Origin of the sequence: Cellulophaga baltica (assembly GCF_900102165.1) — a bacterium.
Classification (GTDB): domain Bacteria; phylum Bacteroidota; class Bacteroidia; order Flavobacteriales; family Flavobacteriaceae; genus Cellulophaga; species Cellulophaga baltica.
In genome coordinates this window covers 1-18,387 of the sequence record NZ_FNBD01000001.1, presented here as the reverse complement: position 1 = coordinate 18,387, position 18,387 = coordinate 1, and the positions used below count along the sequence as shown (strand labels likewise).

The 18,387-nt window shown below is 36.8% G+C and carries 15 protein-coding genes; 4 read left to right on the top strand and 11 right to left on the bottom strand.

Features of this window, described 5'->3' with window-relative positions; translation table 11 throughout:
* Position 1: 1 nt before the first annotated feature.
* The 3 genes from nqrF to BLQ19_RS00060 all read left to right on the top strand — a co-directional run bounded on the left by nqrF (position 2) and on the right by BLQ19_RS00060 (position 2,752).
* Positions 2–1,309, top strand: coding sequence for an NADH:ubiquinone reductase (Na(+)-transporting) subunit F (nqrF, locus tag BLQ19_RS00070; protein WP_074537030.1), 1,308 nt, complete (start codon positions 2–4; stop codon positions 1,307–1,309).
* 83 nt (positions 1,310–1,392) lie between these two features.
* Positions 1,393–1,749: a DUF8840 domain-containing protein gene (locus BLQ19_RS00065; protein ID WP_074537352.1), complete on the top strand. Its 357-nt coding sequence runs from the start codon at positions 1,393–1,395 to the stop codon at positions 1,747–1,749.
* On the top strand, positions 1,706–2,752 hold the full coding sequence (locus BLQ19_RS00060) for an FAD:protein FMN transferase (RefSeq protein WP_254788161.1): 1,047 nt from the start codon (positions 1,706–1,708) through the stop codon (positions 2,750–2,752). The genes BLQ19_RS00065 and BLQ19_RS00060 overlap by 44 nt, the downstream gene beginning before the upstream one ends.
* On the opposite strand, the gene BLQ19_RS00055 is transcribed toward BLQ19_RS00060, so the two are convergent.
* The 3 genes from BLQ19_RS00055 to gpmI are packed head-to-tail and all read right to left on the bottom strand — an operon-like array spanning position 2,745 to position 5,934.
* Positions 2,745–3,515, bottom strand: a complete 771-nt coding sequence (locus BLQ19_RS00055) for a class I SAM-dependent methyltransferase (RefSeq protein ID WP_074537028.1) — start codon at positions 3,513–3,515, stop codon at positions 2,745–2,747. The two genes, BLQ19_RS00060 and BLQ19_RS00055, sit on opposite strands and share 8 nt — an antisense overlap.
* 58 nt (positions 3,516–3,573) lie before the next feature.
* Positions 3,574–4,386, bottom strand: coding sequence for a type I methionyl aminopeptidase (map, locus tag BLQ19_RS00050; protein ID WP_025615812.1), 813 nt, complete (start codon positions 4,384–4,386; stop codon positions 3,574–3,576).
* A 30-nt stretch (positions 4,387–4,416) separates the two neighbouring features.
* Entirely contained in the window at positions 4,417–5,934 is a 1,518-nt protein-coding gene (gpmI, locus tag BLQ19_RS00045; protein WP_074537027.1) for a 2,3-bisphosphoglycerate-independent phosphoglycerate mutase, read from the bottom strand.
* A 224-nt stretch (positions 5,935–6,158) separates the two neighbouring features.
* On the opposite strand from gpmI, the gene BLQ19_RS00040 reads away from it, so the two are divergent.
* Positions 6,159–6,554, top strand: a complete 396-nt coding sequence (locus BLQ19_RS00040) for an ankyrin repeat domain-containing protein (RefSeq protein WP_074537026.1) — start codon at positions 6,159–6,161, stop codon at positions 6,552–6,554.
* Positions 6,555–6,658: 104 nt separating this feature from the next.
* On the opposite strand, the gene BLQ19_RS21745 is transcribed toward BLQ19_RS00040, so the two are convergent.
* The 8 genes from BLQ19_RS21745 to BLQ19_RS21140 form a co-directional block, all read right to left on the bottom strand.
* Positions 6,659–6,826 (bottom strand): DUF6747 family protein, encoded by a 168-nt coding sequence (locus tag BLQ19_RS21745; protein ID WP_306413732.1) that lies wholly within the window; start codon positions 6,824–6,826, stop codon positions 6,659–6,661.
* A gap of 134 nt (positions 6,827–6,960) precedes the next feature.
* Positions 6,961–7,725 carry a M48 family metalloprotease gene (locus BLQ19_RS00035; RefSeq protein WP_074537025.1) on the bottom strand — a complete coding sequence of 255 codons (765 nt, stop codon included), beginning with the start codon at positions 7,723–7,725 and terminating at the stop codon, positions 6,961–6,963.
* A 38-nt stretch (positions 7,726–7,763) separates the two neighbouring features.
* The gene (locus BLQ19_RS00030) at positions 7,764–8,501 is read right to left on the bottom strand and encodes a M15 family metallopeptidase (protein WP_074537024.1); all 738 of its coding nucleotides are present in this window, start codon (positions 8,499–8,501) and stop codon (positions 7,764–7,766) included.
* Between the two features lie 2 nt (positions 8,502–8,503).
* Entirely contained in the window at positions 8,504–8,962 is a 459-nt protein-coding gene (locus tag BLQ19_RS00025) for a GNAT family N-acetyltransferase (RefSeq protein ID WP_074537023.1), read from the bottom strand.
* A 58-nt stretch (positions 8,963–9,020) separates the two neighbouring features.
* Positions 9,021–10,172: a T9SS type B sorting domain-containing protein gene (locus BLQ19_RS00020; RefSeq protein WP_074537351.1), complete on the bottom strand. Its 1,152-nt coding sequence runs from the start codon at positions 10,170–10,172 to the stop codon at positions 9,021–9,023.
* Positions 10,173–10,188: 16 nt separating this feature from the next.
* The gene (locus BLQ19_RS00015; protein WP_139150180.1) at positions 10,189–15,699 is read right to left on the bottom strand and encodes a beta strand repeat-containing protein; all 5,511 of its coding nucleotides are present in this window, start codon (positions 15,697–15,699) and stop codon (positions 10,189–10,191) included.
* 248 nt (positions 15,700–15,947) lie between these two features.
* Positions 15,948–17,105 carry a T9SS type B sorting domain-containing protein gene (locus BLQ19_RS00010; protein ID WP_074537021.1) on the bottom strand — a complete coding sequence of 386 codons (1,158 nt, stop codon included), beginning with the start codon at positions 17,103–17,105 and terminating at the stop codon, positions 15,948–15,950.
* A gap of 1 nt (position 17,106) precedes the next feature.
* Positions 17,107–18,387, bottom strand: a 1,281-nt coding sequence (locus BLQ19_RS21140) for a hypothetical protein (protein ID WP_175444384.1), incomplete at its 5' end; no start/stop codon positions are given.

Sequence of the window (18,387 nt, the reverse complement as noted above, 5' to 3'; positions counted from 1 at the left end):
AATGATTTTAGCTACAAGTACAGGTGGAACAATAGCAATTACGGTGATTGCTTTTATGATTCTTTTATTAGTATTGGTTGCATTACTTTTATTTACAAAAGAAAAATTATCACCTTCAGGTCCCGTAACAATTACCATTAATGGTGAGAAGACAATTGAAGTTGGTTCAGGTGGATCGTTATTGTCTACATTAGGAAATCAAAAAATATTTTTACCATCTGCATGTGGTGGTGGTGGAACTTGTATTCAATGTGAATGTCACGTTCTTTCTGGTGGTGGTGAAGCTTTGCCAACAGAAACACCTCACTTCTCAAAAAAAGAACTTTTACATGGTGCTCGTTTAGCGTGTCAAGTAAAGGTAAAGCAGAATATGGATATTACTATTCCGGAAGAAGTATTCGGAATTAAGAAGTGGCCAGCAAAAGTGGTGCGTAATTATAACGTTGCTTCTTTTATTAAGGAATTTGTAGTAGAGATTCCTGAAGATATGAATTACAAAGCAGGGGGGTATATTCAAATTGAAATTCCTGAATGTGAAGTAAAATATGCTGACATTGATATTACAGCACACCCAGAAGAGCATGAAACGCCAGATAAGTTTCAAGCAGAATGGGATAAGTTTAATTTATGGCCTTTGGTAATGAAAAATCCAGAGACTGTAGAAAGAGCATATTCTATGGCTTCTTATCCTGCAGAAGGAAGAGAAATTATGCTTAACGTTCGTATTGCCACCCCGCCATGGGATAGAGCTAAAAACGGATGGATGGATGTAAATCCAGGTGTAGCTTCTTCTTACATTTTTAATTTAAAGCCAGGAGATGATGTAGTAATTTCAGGACCTTATGGAGAATTCTTTATTAATGAGTCCGATGCTGAAATGCTTTACGTTGGTGGTGGTGCAGGTATGGCTCCAATGAGATCTCATTTATACCATCTGTTCAGAACCTTAAAGACTGGTAGAAAAGTAACATATTGGTACGGTGGTCGTTCTAAGAGAGAATTGTTCTATTTAGATCATTTCTATAAATTAGAAAAAGATTTTCCAAACTTTAAATTCTATTTAGCACTTTCTGAGCCAGCACCAGAAGATAACTGGAAAGTTAAAGAAGATGTTGATGCGCCAGGAGATGGTTTTGTTGGATTTATTCACAACTGTGTAATTGATAATTATTTATCTAAGCATGAATCTCCAGAAGATATTGAGCTTTATTTCTGTGGTCCTCCATTAATGAACAAAGCTGTTCAGAAAATGGGTGAAGATTTTGGTATTCCAGATGAGCACATTAGATTCGATGATTTTGGCGGATAAACCATAATATATAGCTAATAATATTTTTATTTTTACTAAAAACCGATATTTTTATGTCGGTTTTTTTATTCCTAAACTTTCCTATGACAGCGCTTTCTGAACAAGAATTACATAACTTAGCTATGAATATTGTAGGTAAACAATTAGAAGCAGAAGGCTTTGAGTTTTTATCAGTAAATAGTACACTTAAAAAAAATCCGCAGTTTGTTTGTCTTAAAGAAAAAGAGCTTCATTTTGTTGTTGTGAAAGCTATTGTATTTCCTAATGATCCTAAAGATTTAGATATGGATAATCTGACGAAAATGAAAGATCATGCAGAGAAGTTTGAGGCGTTAACCTATTTCGCTGGTGTTGGTTTGGTCAATGCAAAAGATCATAACTTACCAGTTTATTTAAATGAAGATTACGTTGTTGATTATGATGGACTTGTTAAAATTTAGAGTGCCTGCGATTAGTGGGATAGTGGTACTAACCCTTTTTTTAAATTCTTGTGGGGATGTTTTTGTAGAGAATAGGCATACCGGCGCGGCGTTAGGTACTACCTATTCCATTTTATTTTATGATACTGAGGAACTTAATCTAGAAAAAGAAATTGATTCAGTTTTCGCTGCCATGAATCATTCAATGTCTACCTATATTCCAGATTCTGATATTTCTAAAATTAACCGAGGAGATAGTACAGTAGTAGTCGATGAGATGTTTCAAGACGTATTTCAACTATCTAAAGAGATTAATGCGCGTACAGAGGGCTATTTTGACCCTACCGTAGGGGTTTTAGTGAACTCTTGGGGATTTGGTCCTGGACAGCAAATTGAACTTGATAGCGCTAGGGTAGATAGCTTATTGAATTTTGTTGGATTTGGTAAAGTAAGGCTGAATGAGGATAATACCATTTCTAAAATGAACCCAAGTATTATTTTTGATTTTAATGCGATTGCTAAAGGTTATGCTGTAGATCGCTTAGGCGCTTTGCTTGATGCAAAAGGAATTGATAATTACTTGGTAGAAGTAGGAGGGGAGTTAGTGGCTAAAGGTGTGAATAAGATTAAAAATAAAGACTTTGTAGTGGGGATTGATGATCCTCAAGCAAATGATCGTTCTACTCCTATTGCTAAAATAAAACTAACGAATAAAGGTCTTGCTTCATCGGGTAATTACAGGCACTTTAGAGAAGATGCTTCAACAGGTGTAAAGTATGTGCATACTGTTGATCCTATTACCGGATATACTAAGAATTCTAATGTTTTAGGGGTGACTATTTTGGGGCCAACCTGTGCGGAAGCAGATGCGTATGCCACTGCTTTTATGGCGATGGATTTAGAGAAGTCTACTAGTTTAATTATAGATAGAGAAGGTTTTGAAGCGCTAATCTTATATATTGATGGTAAAGGTGATGTAAAACAATTTGTAACTAAAGGTTTTGAAAAACTCTATGTTAAATAAGTTTTCTAACTACAGGTAAAATTTCTCCTTTTGCTAAGCAGTACTTGTCGATGGTTTCAGGTGTTAGTTTTGACGTATAATCTACCTCATCTACATGAAATCCTATTTCCCTTAATTTGGTGAAATAATCACGGCCGTATATTCTAACATGGTCATATTGACCAAATATTTTTGCACGCTCTTTTCGGTCGGTTATGGTATCATCTTCAAAAGTGGTAGCTCTTTTTAAATCTTGCGGTATTTGTAAAATAGCCCATCCGTTAGGTTTTAATATCCTGTAGATTTCTTCCATGGCCTTGGTATCATCAGGGATATGTTCTAAAACGTGGTTGCAAAAAATAATATCAAAACTGTTATCGGCAAATGGAAGATCACAGATATCTGCTTTTATATCCGCAAGAGGTGAGTCTAGATCTGTGGTTGTGTAGTTTAAATTTTCTAAGGCTCTAAAACGCTTGTAAAAGGCTTGTTCTGGAGCAAAATGTAAAACCTTATACTTCTTAGTAAAGAAATCTGTTTCATCTTTTAAATACAGCCATAAGAGTCTGTGACGTTCTAATGATAACGTAGAGGGTGATAATACATTTTCTCTAGGACTTTCGTAACCATAAGGTAAGAAACGCTTAAAACTTTTTCCATCAATAGGATCTGTATACGTATCACCTTTCATGGAAAAAGCCAAAACAGGTCGTGCCAAATAACTTAATTTAATAAGTATTGGTCTTGGTATGGTGTTTAAAATATACTTGAAAATTTTTGACACTAATTTATGGGGTTTTCGCTAGTGAAAATGTAGGTGACGCTGCTATTTTTTAATGCGTTTAGATTTTTACTTGTCTAAACTCATCTTCTTCGTTGCTTTCAATACCTAAAGCCTCGTAAATATATTTGAAGGTAGATAAAAGCTCAGGCTTTCCGTTTACTAATGCAATATCATGTTCAAAATGTGCACTTGGCTTTCCATCGGCCGTTAAAATAGTCCAACCATCTTTCAGTTGTTTTATTCTATGTGTACCTAAATTTGTCATCGGTTCAATAGCGACAACCATTCCTTCTACAAACTTTTTACCACGTCCTCTTTTACCATAGTTTGGCATTTCTGGATCTTCGTGCATTTTACGACCTAAGCCGTGCCCTACTAATTCCCGTACTACACCATACCCGTGATCTTCCGTAAATTTTTGAATAGCATAGCCAACATCGCCAACGCGGTTACCTGCTTTAAATTCTCGGATACCTACATACAGCGATGCTTTGGTAACGTCCAATAATTTTTTTGTTTCAGGAGCTACTTCACCTACTTCAAAAGTATAGGCATGGTCTCCATGAAAATCGTTTTTAAAGGCACCACAGTCAATAGATATAATATCACCTTCTTCTAATGGCGTATTGTTTGGTATACCATGAACAATTTGAGCATTAGGGCTCATGCAAAGAGAATTTGGAAAATCATATAAGCCCAAGAATCCTGGAACAGCACCATGGTCGCGAATAAAAGTTTCTGCTAAAGCATCTAACTGTAAGGTTGTAACACCAGGTTTTACTTCACTGGCAAGCATTCCTAAAGTCTTTGAAACGATTAATGCGCTTTCGCGCATTAATTCTATTTCTTCTGTAGTTTTTACTATAATCATAGATTGCAAATATACATTTTTTGGTACATTTTATACCAATGGTTTCTGGGTCATTACGGCAGGTTGCGCAACACCCATTAGTTTTAAAATTGTAGGAGCAATATCTCCTAAAACACCATCACTAATTTTAATATGATCTTTATCTACCAATATTAATGGAACAGGATTGGTGGTGTGTGCGGTGTTAGGACTGCCATCTGGGTTAATCATAGTTTCGCAGTTTCCATGGTCTGCTATAACAATGCTAGAATATCCATTTTTTAAACCAGCGGTAACAACTGCTTCTGCGCAACTGTCTACTACCTCACAAGCTTTAATCGCGGCTTCCATAACTCCCGTATGGCCAACCATATCAGGATTAGCGAAATTCAAACATACAAAATCAGCATCACCTTTTTCTAACTCTGGAATAATAGCATCCCTAATTTCATAGGCACTCATTTCTGGTTGAAGATCATAAGTGGCAACTTTAGGAGATGGGCACAGTAATCTTTCTTCTCCTTCAAAAGGTGTTTCACGACCTCCATTAAAGAAAAATGTTACATGTGGGTATTTTTCTGTTTCAGCAATTCTAATTTGCTTTTTACCAGCTTCAGATAAAACCTCACCTAAAGTCTTTTCAATATTATCTTTATCATACACTACATGAATGTTTTTATAAGCATCATTGTAGTTTGTCATAGTTACATAGTATAAATCTAGCTTGTGCATGTTTTGTTCATGCATATCTACTTGACTAAGTACTTCTGTAAGTTCGCGACCACGGTCTGTTCTAAAGTTAAAAAAGATTAAAACATCGCCATTTTCAATTTTAGCAATTGGCGTATGATCCGCGTTGGTAGCTACAATTGGTTTGATAAACTCATCCGTAACATCAGCATCGTAATTTTTTTGCAATTCTGCTGCGATATCATTGGTTTTAGTACCAGTATTGTTAACTAAAAGGTCATAAGCTAATTTAATACGCTCCCAACGCTTATCTCTATCCATAGCATAATAACGTCCTATAACCGTCGCTATTTTTGCTTTTTTGTCTGCGCAAAATTCATTGATAGCAGTAACGTATCCTTTTCCACTTTTTGGATCTACATCTCTACCATCTGTAAAAGCATGAATAAATACCTTGTCAAGCGCATAGGCTTCACTCGCTTTTATCAATCCTTTTAAATGTGAGGTGTGGCTATGAACACCACCGTCACTTAGAAGACCTACGAAGTGTACAGGCTTGTTGTTTTCTTTTGCGTATAAAAAAGCCTCTTTTAATACTTTTTCATCCTTAAGCGTATCTTCTTTTACCGCTTTATTTATTTTGGCTAAATCTTGGTATACAATTCTACCTGCACCTAAATTCATATGACCAACTTCACTATTCCCCATTTGTCCCTCAGGAAGACCAACGTTCATACCGTCAGTAAGTAAGTTCGCATTGGAATATTCTTTTTGAATACGGTCTATAAAAGGAGTGTTTGCATTATCTACAGCTGAAACTTTTGGATTAGGAGATTTACCCCATCCATCCAAAATCATCAATATTACTTTCTTATTCATCGGACTAATTATTTGTTACCTCAAAAATAAGATGAAATGCCAGTATATACTAGAAAATAAAGCTTCTTTTTACACTGTTAAAATTGTCTAAAAGGAAGTGCTTTTAAAATGGGCAAATGTTAAATAATTGTTATTTAGGCTTTTGAGGTGAAACAATCTCCGTGCAACGTCGTCTATTCAGTATAATCAAAATATACATTCATCAATATCAAAAAATCAACATCATGAAAAAATCAATCGTAATTGCAGTGCTAGGTCTTACATTAATTAGTACAAGCGCTAAAGCAGAAACTATTTTAAATTCTTCTCCTGAGACAACTATTAACATTAAAAAAATTACAGGATTAAGTTCTTTTTGTAATGCTATTTTAAAGGGAGATATTCAAACCGTTAAAAGCATGATTTCTTTAGGGGAAGATGTAAACGAAAAATCATTAGGAATGACCCCTGCTATTTTTGCAGCACGTTACAATCGTGCTGATATTTTAGAAGTTCTTATTGAAAACGGAGCAGATATCACGGTGAAATGTGACAGAGGTAGAAGTATTAAAAAACACGCAGAGCAATCTGGAGCTATCGATGCTTTAGAGGTGATTGAAGCGCATTCGAAAAAGAAATAGCATACAGCTTAATTTCGAGAAAATTAAAAAGCCCTCTAAAATCTAATTTTAGAGGGCTTTTTTTAAGTTTACTTCTTCTAGTGTTCAAGTAAAAGAGCTGCTTTTTAAAATCTGAATCCGTTTATTGCACGATATGCAAATGCATAAAGGGCCATAGAGATCATTAATACAGAGAATAATGAATAGATCTTCAGTAAAACTACAATAAATATAGGTCTACAATTTTCAAAAGCTTCTAAGTAAACATTTCTGAAATGTAATAGTGTACCCATATAGTTTCATTTAAATGTTTATAAATCAAAGCTATAAGGATTAAGCGTAGTGTAAAAGTTTGGGTTTTACAAAGCTAATAAAATATTGCACAAATGCGTTGTTCTTTAAATATATTAGATGAAATGCACTATTCCTATTCTTGGTATTTTTCAATAGCCGCTTTTATCTTTTCAATTCTATTAGCCGGATCAGGGTGTGTACTTTGAAATTCAGGAACACGGTTTGGACCTCCAGCAGCTTTTAGAATTTCCATTACTTTTATCATTTCGTAAGGGTCATAACCTGCTTTGATCATGAAAAGCACTCCTAATTCATCACTTTCTAGTTCGTCATTTCTTCCGTTTTTTAGTAACGTGTTTTGTCCAATACTCCCCATAATACTACCCATATCTCCCGCACCTACTGTTGCACCCATTGTTGCGGTTTGCCAGGTCTGAGAATCTGCAATACGTTCTGCAGAATGGCGGCCAATTACATGACCAATTTCATGCCCCATAACACCAGCAAGTTGTGCTTCATTTAATTGTGAAAATAAGGCGTAGGTAATAAAACATTGTCCTCCAGGTAACGCAAAAGCGTTTATGGTTTGATCATCAGCAAGCAAGTGAAAGTCGTAATGATAAGGGGTGTCTTTAGCAATACTATTATTCACCAAGCGGTTTCCTACTTTTTTGACAAAGGTTTGTAATTTTTCATCAGGATATAGACCACCGTGCTGTTGCGCCATTCCCGGTGCGCTTTGTAATCCAATGGCAATTTCTTGATCGGAAGTCATCGTGATGTGTTGCTCTCTACCCGTATATGGATTCTCTTCTGTATTGCTGCATTTTTTTATAAATGCAAAGGCTACAATAGCTAAGCCTATGAATATTCTAATTTTCCAATTACCTCTTTTCATGGTTAGTGTTTTAGTAATTATTATAAGTTATGTAAATGCTAAAGAAGTTTAGAATTTATGTCTAGGACATTATCTGTTATGTACGTTCTTAGAAACCCAGAAGTGAAATGTTCGCTTCCAAGAAAATCCTCATCTTTATAAATTTGGAGTAAATTTTTACTACGGAAAGTTTCTAACATAGGTATAGAAATAGGGGCGTAGCTATAATGCCAAGGCTCATATTTAAATCCTCTTCTTTTTTTATCATCGGTATAGACCAAATAAAAACCAAATTTCTCTGAATTTTCATCCATCCACTTTTTAAAGTCTGCAAAAGGCTGTCCTTCGCCGTACTTTGAAGGGACTAAAACATCTCCGCTTACTTTTTGGTAACCATCAATTACATCAATGTCTGTACCCCAATGGTGTCTGCTAGTTCCTGGAATTGTTGAATATTCTATAATTTTAGATATTGCGTCAAGCGGCGCCATACCGGCATCCGTATACTTGATAAACTTGTTTTCGAAAATTACTTGTTGGCGATCAAAACTACGGTAGCTAGAGACAATTTTTAAATCGATACCGCCCGTATAAGCAGCTCTTTTCATTTCTATAAAGGCGTCATGAGCTTCTTTTCTTAAGTTAATGCCTTTACCGTACAGTTTTACATCACTTTTGCCCATTAATTCTAAAATAGAATATTCTACATCTATATCTTGAGCAAGCGTAATGGAAGGCACTAATGCTAAAGCAATGCCTGATGCTGTTGTTTTTTTTATAAATGATCTTCTCTGCATTTCTATATTTTTTTAAACATTACGTAATGTTCCCCTACTAAGGGTATTTCAAATATCGGACCAACTTTATGATATCCTAGATTGGTGTAGAACCCAACAGCCGAAACTCTTGCATTCATCCAAACGGTAGTTTTTTCTTTTTTCTTTAATAGTTCTTCTCCGGATAGTAATAACTGCTTGCCGAAACCATGACCGTGGTATTCGTCTAATACCGCCATTCCTCTTAATTGTGCAGTCTCAGTAAAATTATGATCTGCGTGGTTTGCATTGTAAAACGATGCAACAGCTACTAGCTTATCTTCTAAAAATCCGCCTACATGAAATGTATCTGACAATTCATCACCAGCTAATATACAAGTGGCAATAGGCCTCCCTTTTCTTAAAACGGGATGGCGTACCGGATAAGTCTCTTCTGCTGTTATCAATTTAGATACTAAAGTAGTAACGGTGTTTTTATCCATTATTGTCTTTTAGGAATGATAAATTAAAGATACAAGTTCTTATTTCAATACCCTAAAATTAATTATTTAAGTAAAGATATCCCTGGTGCGTAACTTCAATATCAAATAATTTTACAATATAGAAATAGATTCCATCAGGGAGTCCTTTGTCCTTACTGATAGTAAATTTGTTATTAGCAGTACCGTCAAATAGATTTTTGTAATTTTCTACGGTATATACGATGCGCCCCCATCGGTTATAAATTTCTATTTTGTTATTGGGAGAAAGGGCAACGGCGTCAATAACTAGGTAATCATTTACGCCATCATCATTGGGCGTAAGAATATAGTTGTCTAAGGTGATACTTTCTGTACTTAGGCTTTCACCAAAAGTGATCACCTCATACGCGTTCGGTAAAAATGTGGCAGAAGTAATGCTTCCTAATGTAAAATCTCCTGTAAGATTGGTGTTTCCTAAATCTACCCAAATACCATCGGTTTTGTCCCATCCTACGACTCTTAAGTCTTCAATTCTGTCAACAATATTAGGAATAGAGCTGTCTATATCCCAAGTAAGGATAACATTTGAAAGGATATCACTATCTAAATCCCAAAATTCATAGCTACTAATACGCAATAAAATATCGCTTTTTTGATTTGTATTAAAACTTGTGGTAAAGGTAGAAGGTACATTTGGGTCTTCATAGAAATAGGCGGCTTTTGCCAGAGCATTTACGCTACTTGATCTTAATTCTATGGGGCGTAACTTATCTGTAATTCCTGTAGGGAATAGAAAATTTTGTTTGTTGCTCAATGCCGCATAGCCATCTACTTTGGTGAGATCTGTCTCGCCAGTATAAAAAGCATCATTTATATAATCTAAAGTGATCGCTAATTGATTTCTTGGTGTAACTATGTTGCCAATAATAAAATTACTATTGTTTGAGATACCGACTCCGATTTCTAAATTTAAATGATCCGTAACGACTATTTCGGCATCCTTAAAAATAGGTCTAAAAGCTCCTGAAATGGTAAGGTCGCTTGTATTGTAAAAACCGACTAAGCCAGCATTTTCGTCAAAAGATCCATTGTTTATTAAATTGTCATGAAAGCCTAAACTTCCTTCTTCATGAATTTTTAAGCTTCCAAAATTTTGAGTTTGTTCCTGAGCGTTACTAGGTGCAATACCGAGTAACAAGCCACCTAAAAATACTACTATGTTTTGTTTCATAATCATGGTATTATTTTTAGAAGTCTAAGATTGTAAACATAAACTCAGAATCAAATCTTGCTCTATCTGTTCCACCGTTATCATTATCACCCATAATAACTTCAAAGGTATTTGTAGTTTGATTGGTATAGGCAATTCCTGGATCATCATTGCCGTCTCCTCCGCGTCCTGGTTGCGATATTTGTATGATGTAATTAGAGTCTGAAGTTGTTCCGGCAGGAAGGTTTACTTGGTAGTGTCCTACTCCTGTAAGTTTCGTTATCGTGATCCCTGCTGTTGCTTTTAAGATAGCACCATTAGCAGCTATCTTACCAAATGCTTTAATTGGACTTTCGTAAAATATTCCTGAATCTGTCCCTAATGAAACACTGTTGTTTACGTCAGTACTTACGGTTGCAGCAGGTGCAGGATCTATCCAGTCCGTTCCTGTCGCCGTAGTACTTAATACTTGGCCGGCAGTTCCCGCATCCCCATCCTTGTCCTCAAAAGATCCATCTAATCGCATGTTATTTGCGATATGTAAACTTTCGTCTGGAGTAGAAGTTCCAATACCTACATTCTGAGAAGCATCAATTCTTATTGCTTCGATACTCCCGGTAGAGAAACCTAATTGATCTGCGGCAGCTCTGAACATACCCGTATTAGCATCATCATTAAAACGATACGATGGAGAATTAGCGGTTCCATCAGCATTAGCAAATGAGGTAGCCCTTACTTGTCCGCTTACCTGTAATTTATGGGTTGGCGTATTTGTTCCAATTCCCAATCTATTAGTGCTACTATCCCAAAAGAGTTGATTGTTATCTTCCGCAGGGGCTCCTGATGCAGCGGCAAAAAATAAAGATCCTTCTGTACCTGTATGGTTTAAGGCATCTGCATCTACCCAAGTAACAGTACCTGTATTATCTGTAATTAATGATTGATTGTTACTTCCTGGTGCAATTTTGGTGGTGGTTACATTAGCATCTGTAATATTAATAGTTGTTACAGCAGCTGTAGCTAAATCATCTGTGGTCACTTCACCATTAGCAATTTTTGCAGTCGTAATAGTATTGTCTGCAATAGCTAAGCTTACGTTGGTAAAAGTAGCGTTTGCACCATTTGTTACCGTAATGTCTGTAGAGGATATTGTGCCACTAGATAAGTTGTCTACATAGTTTTTTGTTGCTGCATCTTGAGCATTGGTAGGATCATTTAAATTAGTGATGTTAAAATTCCCCATGGCTAAAGGTCCTACCATTGCATCGCCATTTGCATTTACATAGCGTGCATCGTTTGATGATAAATCTGTGGTAACTTCTTGCCATCCCGTCATATCATCAAATATAAAAGCGACACCATTACGATCTGCATTTGGAGCTACTTCCCCAGAAACAATATAAATATCAGAATCTACGGCTGTAGTAGGTATGTTCGTCTCTAGACCTGTACTGGTGCTTGATAAAATTACAGCAACATTACCATTAGAAGCAGGGGCTACGCCATTCACTGTTCTTACCATACTGGCGATATCATTAAAGCCACCAGCTTCATTGGTGAAACGAAGAATACTATCATCTCCAGGAGCTATACTTAATGAGGTTATGGTTTCATCAATTTCAACACTAGTACCATTTGTTTCTGTAATTGTGGCAATTCTATTTCCTGCAATTACATTGGTTACACTCAAAGCATCAACTTCTAACGCTCCTGTAGTTGCATTTTGGGAAAGTCCCGTTCCAGCAACGTCTGCGTTTATTTTTGCAGCGGTAATTACATCATTTTGAATAGTTAATAGACCTGTGTTACTCAGTATTGCATCACCATTTACGGTTACTTCTTGAGCTGTATTAGACCCGTCACCCATAAATATAGTGCCATTGTTTAAGGTACTTATGGTAGATATTTGATTGTCTACATAAGTTTTAACCGCTTGTTCTGTTGGAAAAAGTGTATCTGAATTGGTAATTAATGTACCGTCAGTAGATTTGTTAGCCGTATCTTCTTTATCAGTTTCTAAAGTCGTAATGTCACTGGCATTTGCTGTTTCTGCTGCCGTAGCTCTAGTTTCCTCGTCGCTAATGGCATCTGTGTTAGCTGTTTCTGCTGCCGTGGCTCTAATTTCTTCATTTGTTATTGCGGTGGTATTTGTTGCAATAGCAGCAGATTCTTCTAATGCTGCTAAATTAACAGTCACCGCCGAAGTCCCTTCAAAGATGGTTAATTGACTTGAACTATTTAAAACGGCTGATGTAATGTCGTCGTCTTGTCTAATTAAAATAAATTGATTGTCTACATAGGTTTTTACAGCTAATTCTGTTGGGAACAATACGTTGGTTGCATCTGCTAAAGTAATATCTGTTGATTTGTTAGCCGTGTCTTCTTTATCGTTTTGTAAATCTGTAATGTCGCCTGCATTTGCCGTTTCTGCAGCTGTTGCTCTTATTTCTTCATCGCTAATTGCCGTTGCGTTTGCAGTTTCGGCAGCTGTTGCTCTTGCCGTTTCAGTTGCTATGGCAGCAGAGTCATCTAAATCAGAAAGGTTCACATCAATAGAAGTAGCTGTACCTTCTTCAATTGTTAAGATGTTGGTGGTTGCGTCTAAAGTGGCCGCGGTAATATCATCATCTTGGTTAACAGCGCCTATTTGATTGTCCACATACGTTTTTACAGCAAGTTCTGTTGGGAACAATACATTGGTAGCATCTGCTAAAGTAATATCTGTTGATTTGTTAGCCATGTCTTCTTTGTCTGCCTGTAAATCTGTAATGTCATCGGCGTTCGCAGTTTCAGCGGCTGTTGCTCTTATTTCTTCATCGCTGATAGCTGTTGCGTTTGCAGTTTCGGCAGCTGTTGCTCTTGCCGTTTCAGTTGCTATGGCAGCAGAGTCATCTAAGTCAGAAAGGTTTACATCAATAGAAGTAGCTGTTCCTTCTTCTATAGTCAAGATGTTAGTGGTAGCGTCTAAAGTGGCCGCGGTAATATCATCATCTTGGTTAACAGCGCCTATTTGATTGTCCACATACGTTTTTACAGCAAGTTCTGTTGGAAACAATACATTGGTTGCATCTGCTAAAGTGACGTCGGTAGATTTGTTGGCCGTATCTTCTTTGTCGGTTTGTAAATCTGTAATGTCATCGGCGTTTGCAGTTTCTGCTAAGATTGCTCTTGCTTCTTCATCACTAATAGCGGTTGCATTTGCAGTTTCCGCGTTCGTTGCTCTGGTAACTTCATTGATAATCGCTGTTGTATTTGCGGTGATGTCTGCTGATTCTTCTAAACTTGATAGGTTCACATCTATAGAAGTGGTTGTACCTTCTTCAATAGTTAAGATGTTTGTTGCAGCATCTAAAGTAGCTGCGGTAATATCATCATCTTGATTGACAGCACCTATTTGATTGTCTACATATGTTTTCACAGCTAATTCTGTTGGGAACAATACGTTAGTAGCATCAGCTAAAGTGACGTCGGTAGATTTGTTGGCCGTATCTTCTTTGTCGGTTTGTAGATCTGTAATGTCATCTGCGTTTGCGGTTTCAGCCAAGATTGCTCTTGCTTCTTCATCACTAATAGCGGTTGCGTTTGCAGTTTCCGCATTCGTAGCTCTAGTGACTTCGTTGGTAATCGCTGTTGTATTTGCGGTGATGTCTGCTGATTCTTCTAAGCTGGATAGGTTCACATCTATAGAAGTAGCTGTACCTTCTTCAATAGTTAAGATGTTTGTAGCAGCATCTAAAGTGGCAGCGGTAATATCATCATCTTGTTCAATAGCTAATAGTTCTGTATCTACATAATTTTTTGTTGCTGCATCTTGCGCATTTGCAGGATCGCTTAGATTGGTAATGTTGTAGTTTCCCATTGCTAAGGGTCCTACCATAGCATCTCCATTAGCATTTACATAACGGGCATCACTGGTAGATAAATCAGTTGTAACCTCTTGCCAACCATTTACATCATCATAAATAAATGCGACGCCATTCCGGTCTGCATTTGGAGCAACTTCTCCCGATACAATATAGATATCAGAATCTACTGCGGTTGCTGGTCTGTCTAATTCGATACCTGTAGAAGTACTCGAAAGTATTACGGCTACATTACCGTTGGAAGCGGGTGTTACGCCATTAACACTCCGAACAATATTAGGGATATCATTAAACCCACCAGCTTCATTCGTAAAACGTAAGGTAGATTCGGCTCCTGCTTGCACAGAGAGAGATGTTATACTTTCGTCAATTTCTACAGAGGTTCCATTTGTTTCAGTTATAGTAGCAATTCTGTTTCCTGCAATAACATCGCTTACTTCTAAAGCATCAACTTCGAGAGCTCCAGTGGTTGCATTTTGAGAAAGACCTGTTCCTGCAACATCAGGATTTAAATTAGTTGCGTTTACTACATCATCAGAAATTGTGATGATTCCTGTATTGTCAATAGTAGCATCACCACTTACAATTACCTCTTGGGCTGTGTTGGTCCCATCGCCTAGGTAAATAGCGCCGTCTGCTAGTGTGTTTACGGCATCTACTTGGGTGTCTACGTATGTTTTTACTGCTAGTTCTGTCGGGAATTCAACATTGGTAGGATCAGATAAAGTAATATCGGTAGATTTGTTAGCCGTATCTTCTTTATCAGTTTGTAAATCTGTAATGTCATCTGCATTTGCTGTTTCTGCATTGGTAGCTCTAGTTACTTCATTGGAAATTGCAGTGGTATTTGCAGTGATGTCTGCTGATTCTTCTAAACTTGAAAGGTTGACATCTATTGAAGTTGCTGTACCTTCTTCAATGGTTAAGATATTTGTTGCAGCATCTAAAGTAGCAGCAGTGATATCATCATCCTGATTCACAGCGCCCACTTGCGCATCTACATAGGTCTTTACGGCCTGTTCCGTAGGGAAGTCTACATCAGAATTATCTGCCAAAGTACCATCCGTAGATTTGTTGGCGGTGTCTTCTTTAGCATCCAAAAGGGTGGTGAAATTGGTGGTATTTGTATTGATGTCATTTTGCAAAGCTGCAATGGCACTGTCAGTTTCTGTTTTTATGAAGTCAATAGCATCCTGCACATTGGATGCGGTGATTCCTGAAATACTATTGTTGTAGCTATTGCTGTCTGCAGCAGTATCTATTAAAAGTGTAGTAGTGCTATTACTGAAGGTATAGGTGCCGTCACTATTATCTACTAAGTTGGCTTTTTCTACGAGTACGTCAATACCTGCTTCATTGGTATAGGTAAACGTGCCATCGTTATTATCTGTAATAGTGGTGAGTGTTTGGCCGCCAGTAATATCAACACATAAACTAGTCCATGTATTATTTCTGTATTGATATAGGCAATCTTCATCTGTGTTGTAAGCTAGCGCTCCATTGATAGGGGTAATAGCGTTCATCTGCGTGTTTGTGATACGAGTAACTACTAAAACTTTAGAATTGCTTTCTAATTCAAGAATAGAATTGGGGTCTATACTATTAATATTATCTCCTACTTTTACTTGGCCGTAAGACATGCCAATGGATAGTAGCAGTACAGCTAGGGGGAATGTGATTTTCATAGCAATAATGGTGTGTGTTTCCGTAAAGTTAGAAACCACAGCTCATTAAGTCAAACAAATTGTTGTGAAACTTAGAAAATACACGGTATGCGTGTGAGAATATAGATTACAGCACACGTAAGATTAAACTTATATATATTTTTAAATCTCTTTATTAGAGTGCACTCCCAAGCTTTAAGTATTCTTTAAAATCAGTAAGAATTTATATGTTAAATTTTCTAAATTAGCTTCGTATTTATTTAAAATTTCTAATAAGTAGGCTGTGCTAAGTATAAGAAGCCTTGAAATTCATAGCCTAGATCATACATTTTTACAATGTAAAAGTAGATGCCTGAAGGTAAGCCTGCGTCTCTTTGAATCACATTATTATCTATATTAGAAATTCCAGCAAATTCATTGGTGTAATTTTCTTGTCTAAACACTAGAAGACCATTACGATCATATAATTTTAATTCATTCTGACTAGATAATTCTAACTCTTCTATGACTAATACATCATTAATACCATCGCCATTAGGGGATAAATAGAAATTATCAAGAGTTAAACGGTCTTGCGGCACCAATAAACTACCAATAGTAATAATCTCATAGTCGTCTGGTAGAAATTCTTCAGAAGTAATAATTCCGTTTTCACTATCACCACTTACTACGGTATTGCCTAGAATATCCCATTTTTGCTCAGCTTTGTTCCAGCCTACAACCAATAGGTTTTCAATAACTTCTGTTAAGGTGTTTATGGCACTTCTACTATTCCAAGAAATGGTAACGGTAGAAGGGACGCTACTTTCTAAACGCCAAAATTCTTGTGTATTGATTAAACTTAATTGTCGGTCTTTATCACCTGTGTCAAAAGTTTGTGTGAACGATAAAGGAGCATTAGGGTTTTCAAAAAAGTAGGCGCATTTTGCGGTTAAGTTTACGCTATTGCTATTTAAAATTAATGGACGCAATTGAAACTCGTCTCCAATAGGGAATTGATACGTTTGTTGATTGGTGATTAAAGCATATCCATTTACTTTAGACATATTGCTCTCACCATTGTGCATGGCATTATCTAAAAGTCCAAAATAGATATCTTCTAATGATTTTTGCGTTATAATGTTTCCTGAAACAAAATTTACATTATTGGTGGCATTGGTGGGAACTTCTAAAGTAACCCCATTATTAGCGAATATTTCAAAGTCATAGAAAATAGGAGACGTTGTGCCTCGGATGGTTAAAAAACGTGGTCCATAAAATCCTACCAAACCTAAGTTTTGATCAAAGGGGGCATTATTAATAAAGTTGGTATGGAATCCCACCTCGGCGCCATCATGCAATTGCATGCCACCGGTATGGTTTAATGCGGTTTGTGCATTACTGACCAAAACAACAAATAAAAATAGAACGTAGTGTAGGTACTTCATATTAAAAGTCTGTTACAGTAAAATACCAAGATGCATCCGCTGGTACCAAATTAGTTTCACTTTCAGCGATTGTAATGTCATGGGTGTGAGAATCTGAACCTCCAGTACTAGTTGTCAATGTAGGTGTGTTATTCGTATTTTGAATTTTAAATGTTTGAACAGTAAATCGAGTAAGATTAGGAGCATCTGCTAATGTAGGGGCGAATATTCTAATGACATCTGCACGTGATCCTAATAGAGATAATTGAATGTTATATAAAGGATCTGGTCTTGGATTTGTAAATGTAACTACATATTCTCCGACTCCTGATTTCGTTACCGTAGCACCTTTTAATTTCATAGGGGAAGCACTAGGATCTGCTAAAAAATTCACCATTCCAATTGCGGCTATGGTAGGCACAGATTGCCAATCTGTTCCTGTAGCGGTAGAGGTTAATACCTGTCCGTTAGTTCCTGTATCGCCATCTTTGTCTTTAAAGCTGCCATCTAACTGCATATTGTTTGCAACGTGTAAACTTTCATTAGGAGTCGCCGTACCGATACCTACGTTTTGGCTTGGATCAATTGTAACGGCTTCAACACCACCTGTTGAAAATCTTAAAAAATCAACATTGCCTCCTTGCCACATTCCCGTATTAGCATCATCTGAAAATCGGTATGAAGGTTGGCCTGTAGTTCCGGGTGAGTTGGTTAAACCAGAAGTTCTGATTGATCCGTCTACAGTAAGTTTATTTAATAAGCCCGTGTTTGTTCCAATACCAAATCTATTGTTTGTACTGTCCCAAAAAAGCTCTGTATTATTTTCTATTAAACCACTAGCTCCATCAGAGAAAAAGATAGAACCTGCAGTACCCATGGGTATACTGGTGGCAGGATCTTCCCAAGTAGCAACACCTGCGCCATCAGTGGTTAATATTTGTCCAGAGGTACCGTCTACATTGGTAATAGTATTTGCACCAATAGTTGCTGTACCTGTTGTGGTTAATGTTCCTGTAGTAGAAACGTTTTGGGCTCCGAAATCAGGATTAATTTTAGTTCCGGCTATATTAGCGGTTGGACTTACATCAGCGTTGATAATAGTACCGTCTAAAATTTTATTAGAAGAAACCGCACCATCAGTTATTTTAATGGAGGTAACTGCATTGTTAGCTAGTTCATTTGCTGTAATTCCTTCAGTAGCTACAGCTACAGTAAATTCATCACCAACAACTCCGGTTCCTGTACGAGTTAATGTAGTATTAGTTACATCAACAATTTCGTTTCCAATAATTCCATCAATTTC

Coding starts and splice junctions, on each gene's coding strand:
- nqrF (WP_074537030.1), top strand. CDS start 2: ATGATTTTAGCTACAAGTACAGGTGGAACAATAGCAATTACGGTGATT.
- BLQ19_RS00065 (WP_074537352.1), top strand. CDS start 1,393: ATGACAGCGCTTTCTGAACAAGAATTACATAACTTAGCTATGAATATT.
- BLQ19_RS00060 (WP_254788161.1), top strand. CDS start 1,706: ATGAAGATTACGTTGTTGATTATGATGGACTTGTTAAAATTTAGAGTG.
- map (WP_025615812.1), bottom strand. CDS start 4,386: ATGATTATAGTAAAAACTACAGAAGAAATAGAATTAATGCGCGAAAGC.
- gpmI (WP_074537027.1), bottom strand. CDS start 5,934: ATGAATAAGAAAGTAATATTGATGATTTTGGATGGATGGGGTAAATCT.
- BLQ19_RS00040 (WP_074537026.1), top strand. CDS start 6,159: ATGAAAAAATCAATCGTAATTGCAGTGCTAGGTCTTACATTAATTAGT.
- BLQ19_RS21745 (WP_306413732.1), bottom strand. CDS start 6,826: ATGGGTACACTATTACATTTCAGAAATGTTTACTTAGAAGCTTTTGAA.
- BLQ19_RS00035 (WP_074537025.1), bottom strand. CDS start 7,725: ATGAAAAGAGGTAATTGGAAAATTAGAATATTCATAGGCTTAGCTATT.
- BLQ19_RS00030 (WP_074537024.1), bottom strand. CDS start 8,501: ATGCAGAGAAGATCATTTATAAAAAAAACAACAGCATCAGGCATTGCT.
- BLQ19_RS00025 (WP_074537023.1), bottom strand. CDS start 8,962: ATGGATAAAAACACCGTTACTACTTTAGTATCTAAATTGATAACAGCA.
- BLQ19_RS00020 (WP_074537351.1), bottom strand. CDS start 10,172: ATGAAACAAAACATAGTAGTATTTTTAGGTGGCTTGTTACTCGGTATT.
- BLQ19_RS00015 (WP_139150180.1), bottom strand. CDS start 15,699: ATGAAAATCACATTCCCCCTAGCTGTACTGCTACTATCCATTGGCATG.
- BLQ19_RS00010 (WP_074537021.1), bottom strand. CDS start 17,105: ATGAAGTACCTACACTACGTTCTATTTTTATTTGTTGTTTTGGTCAGT.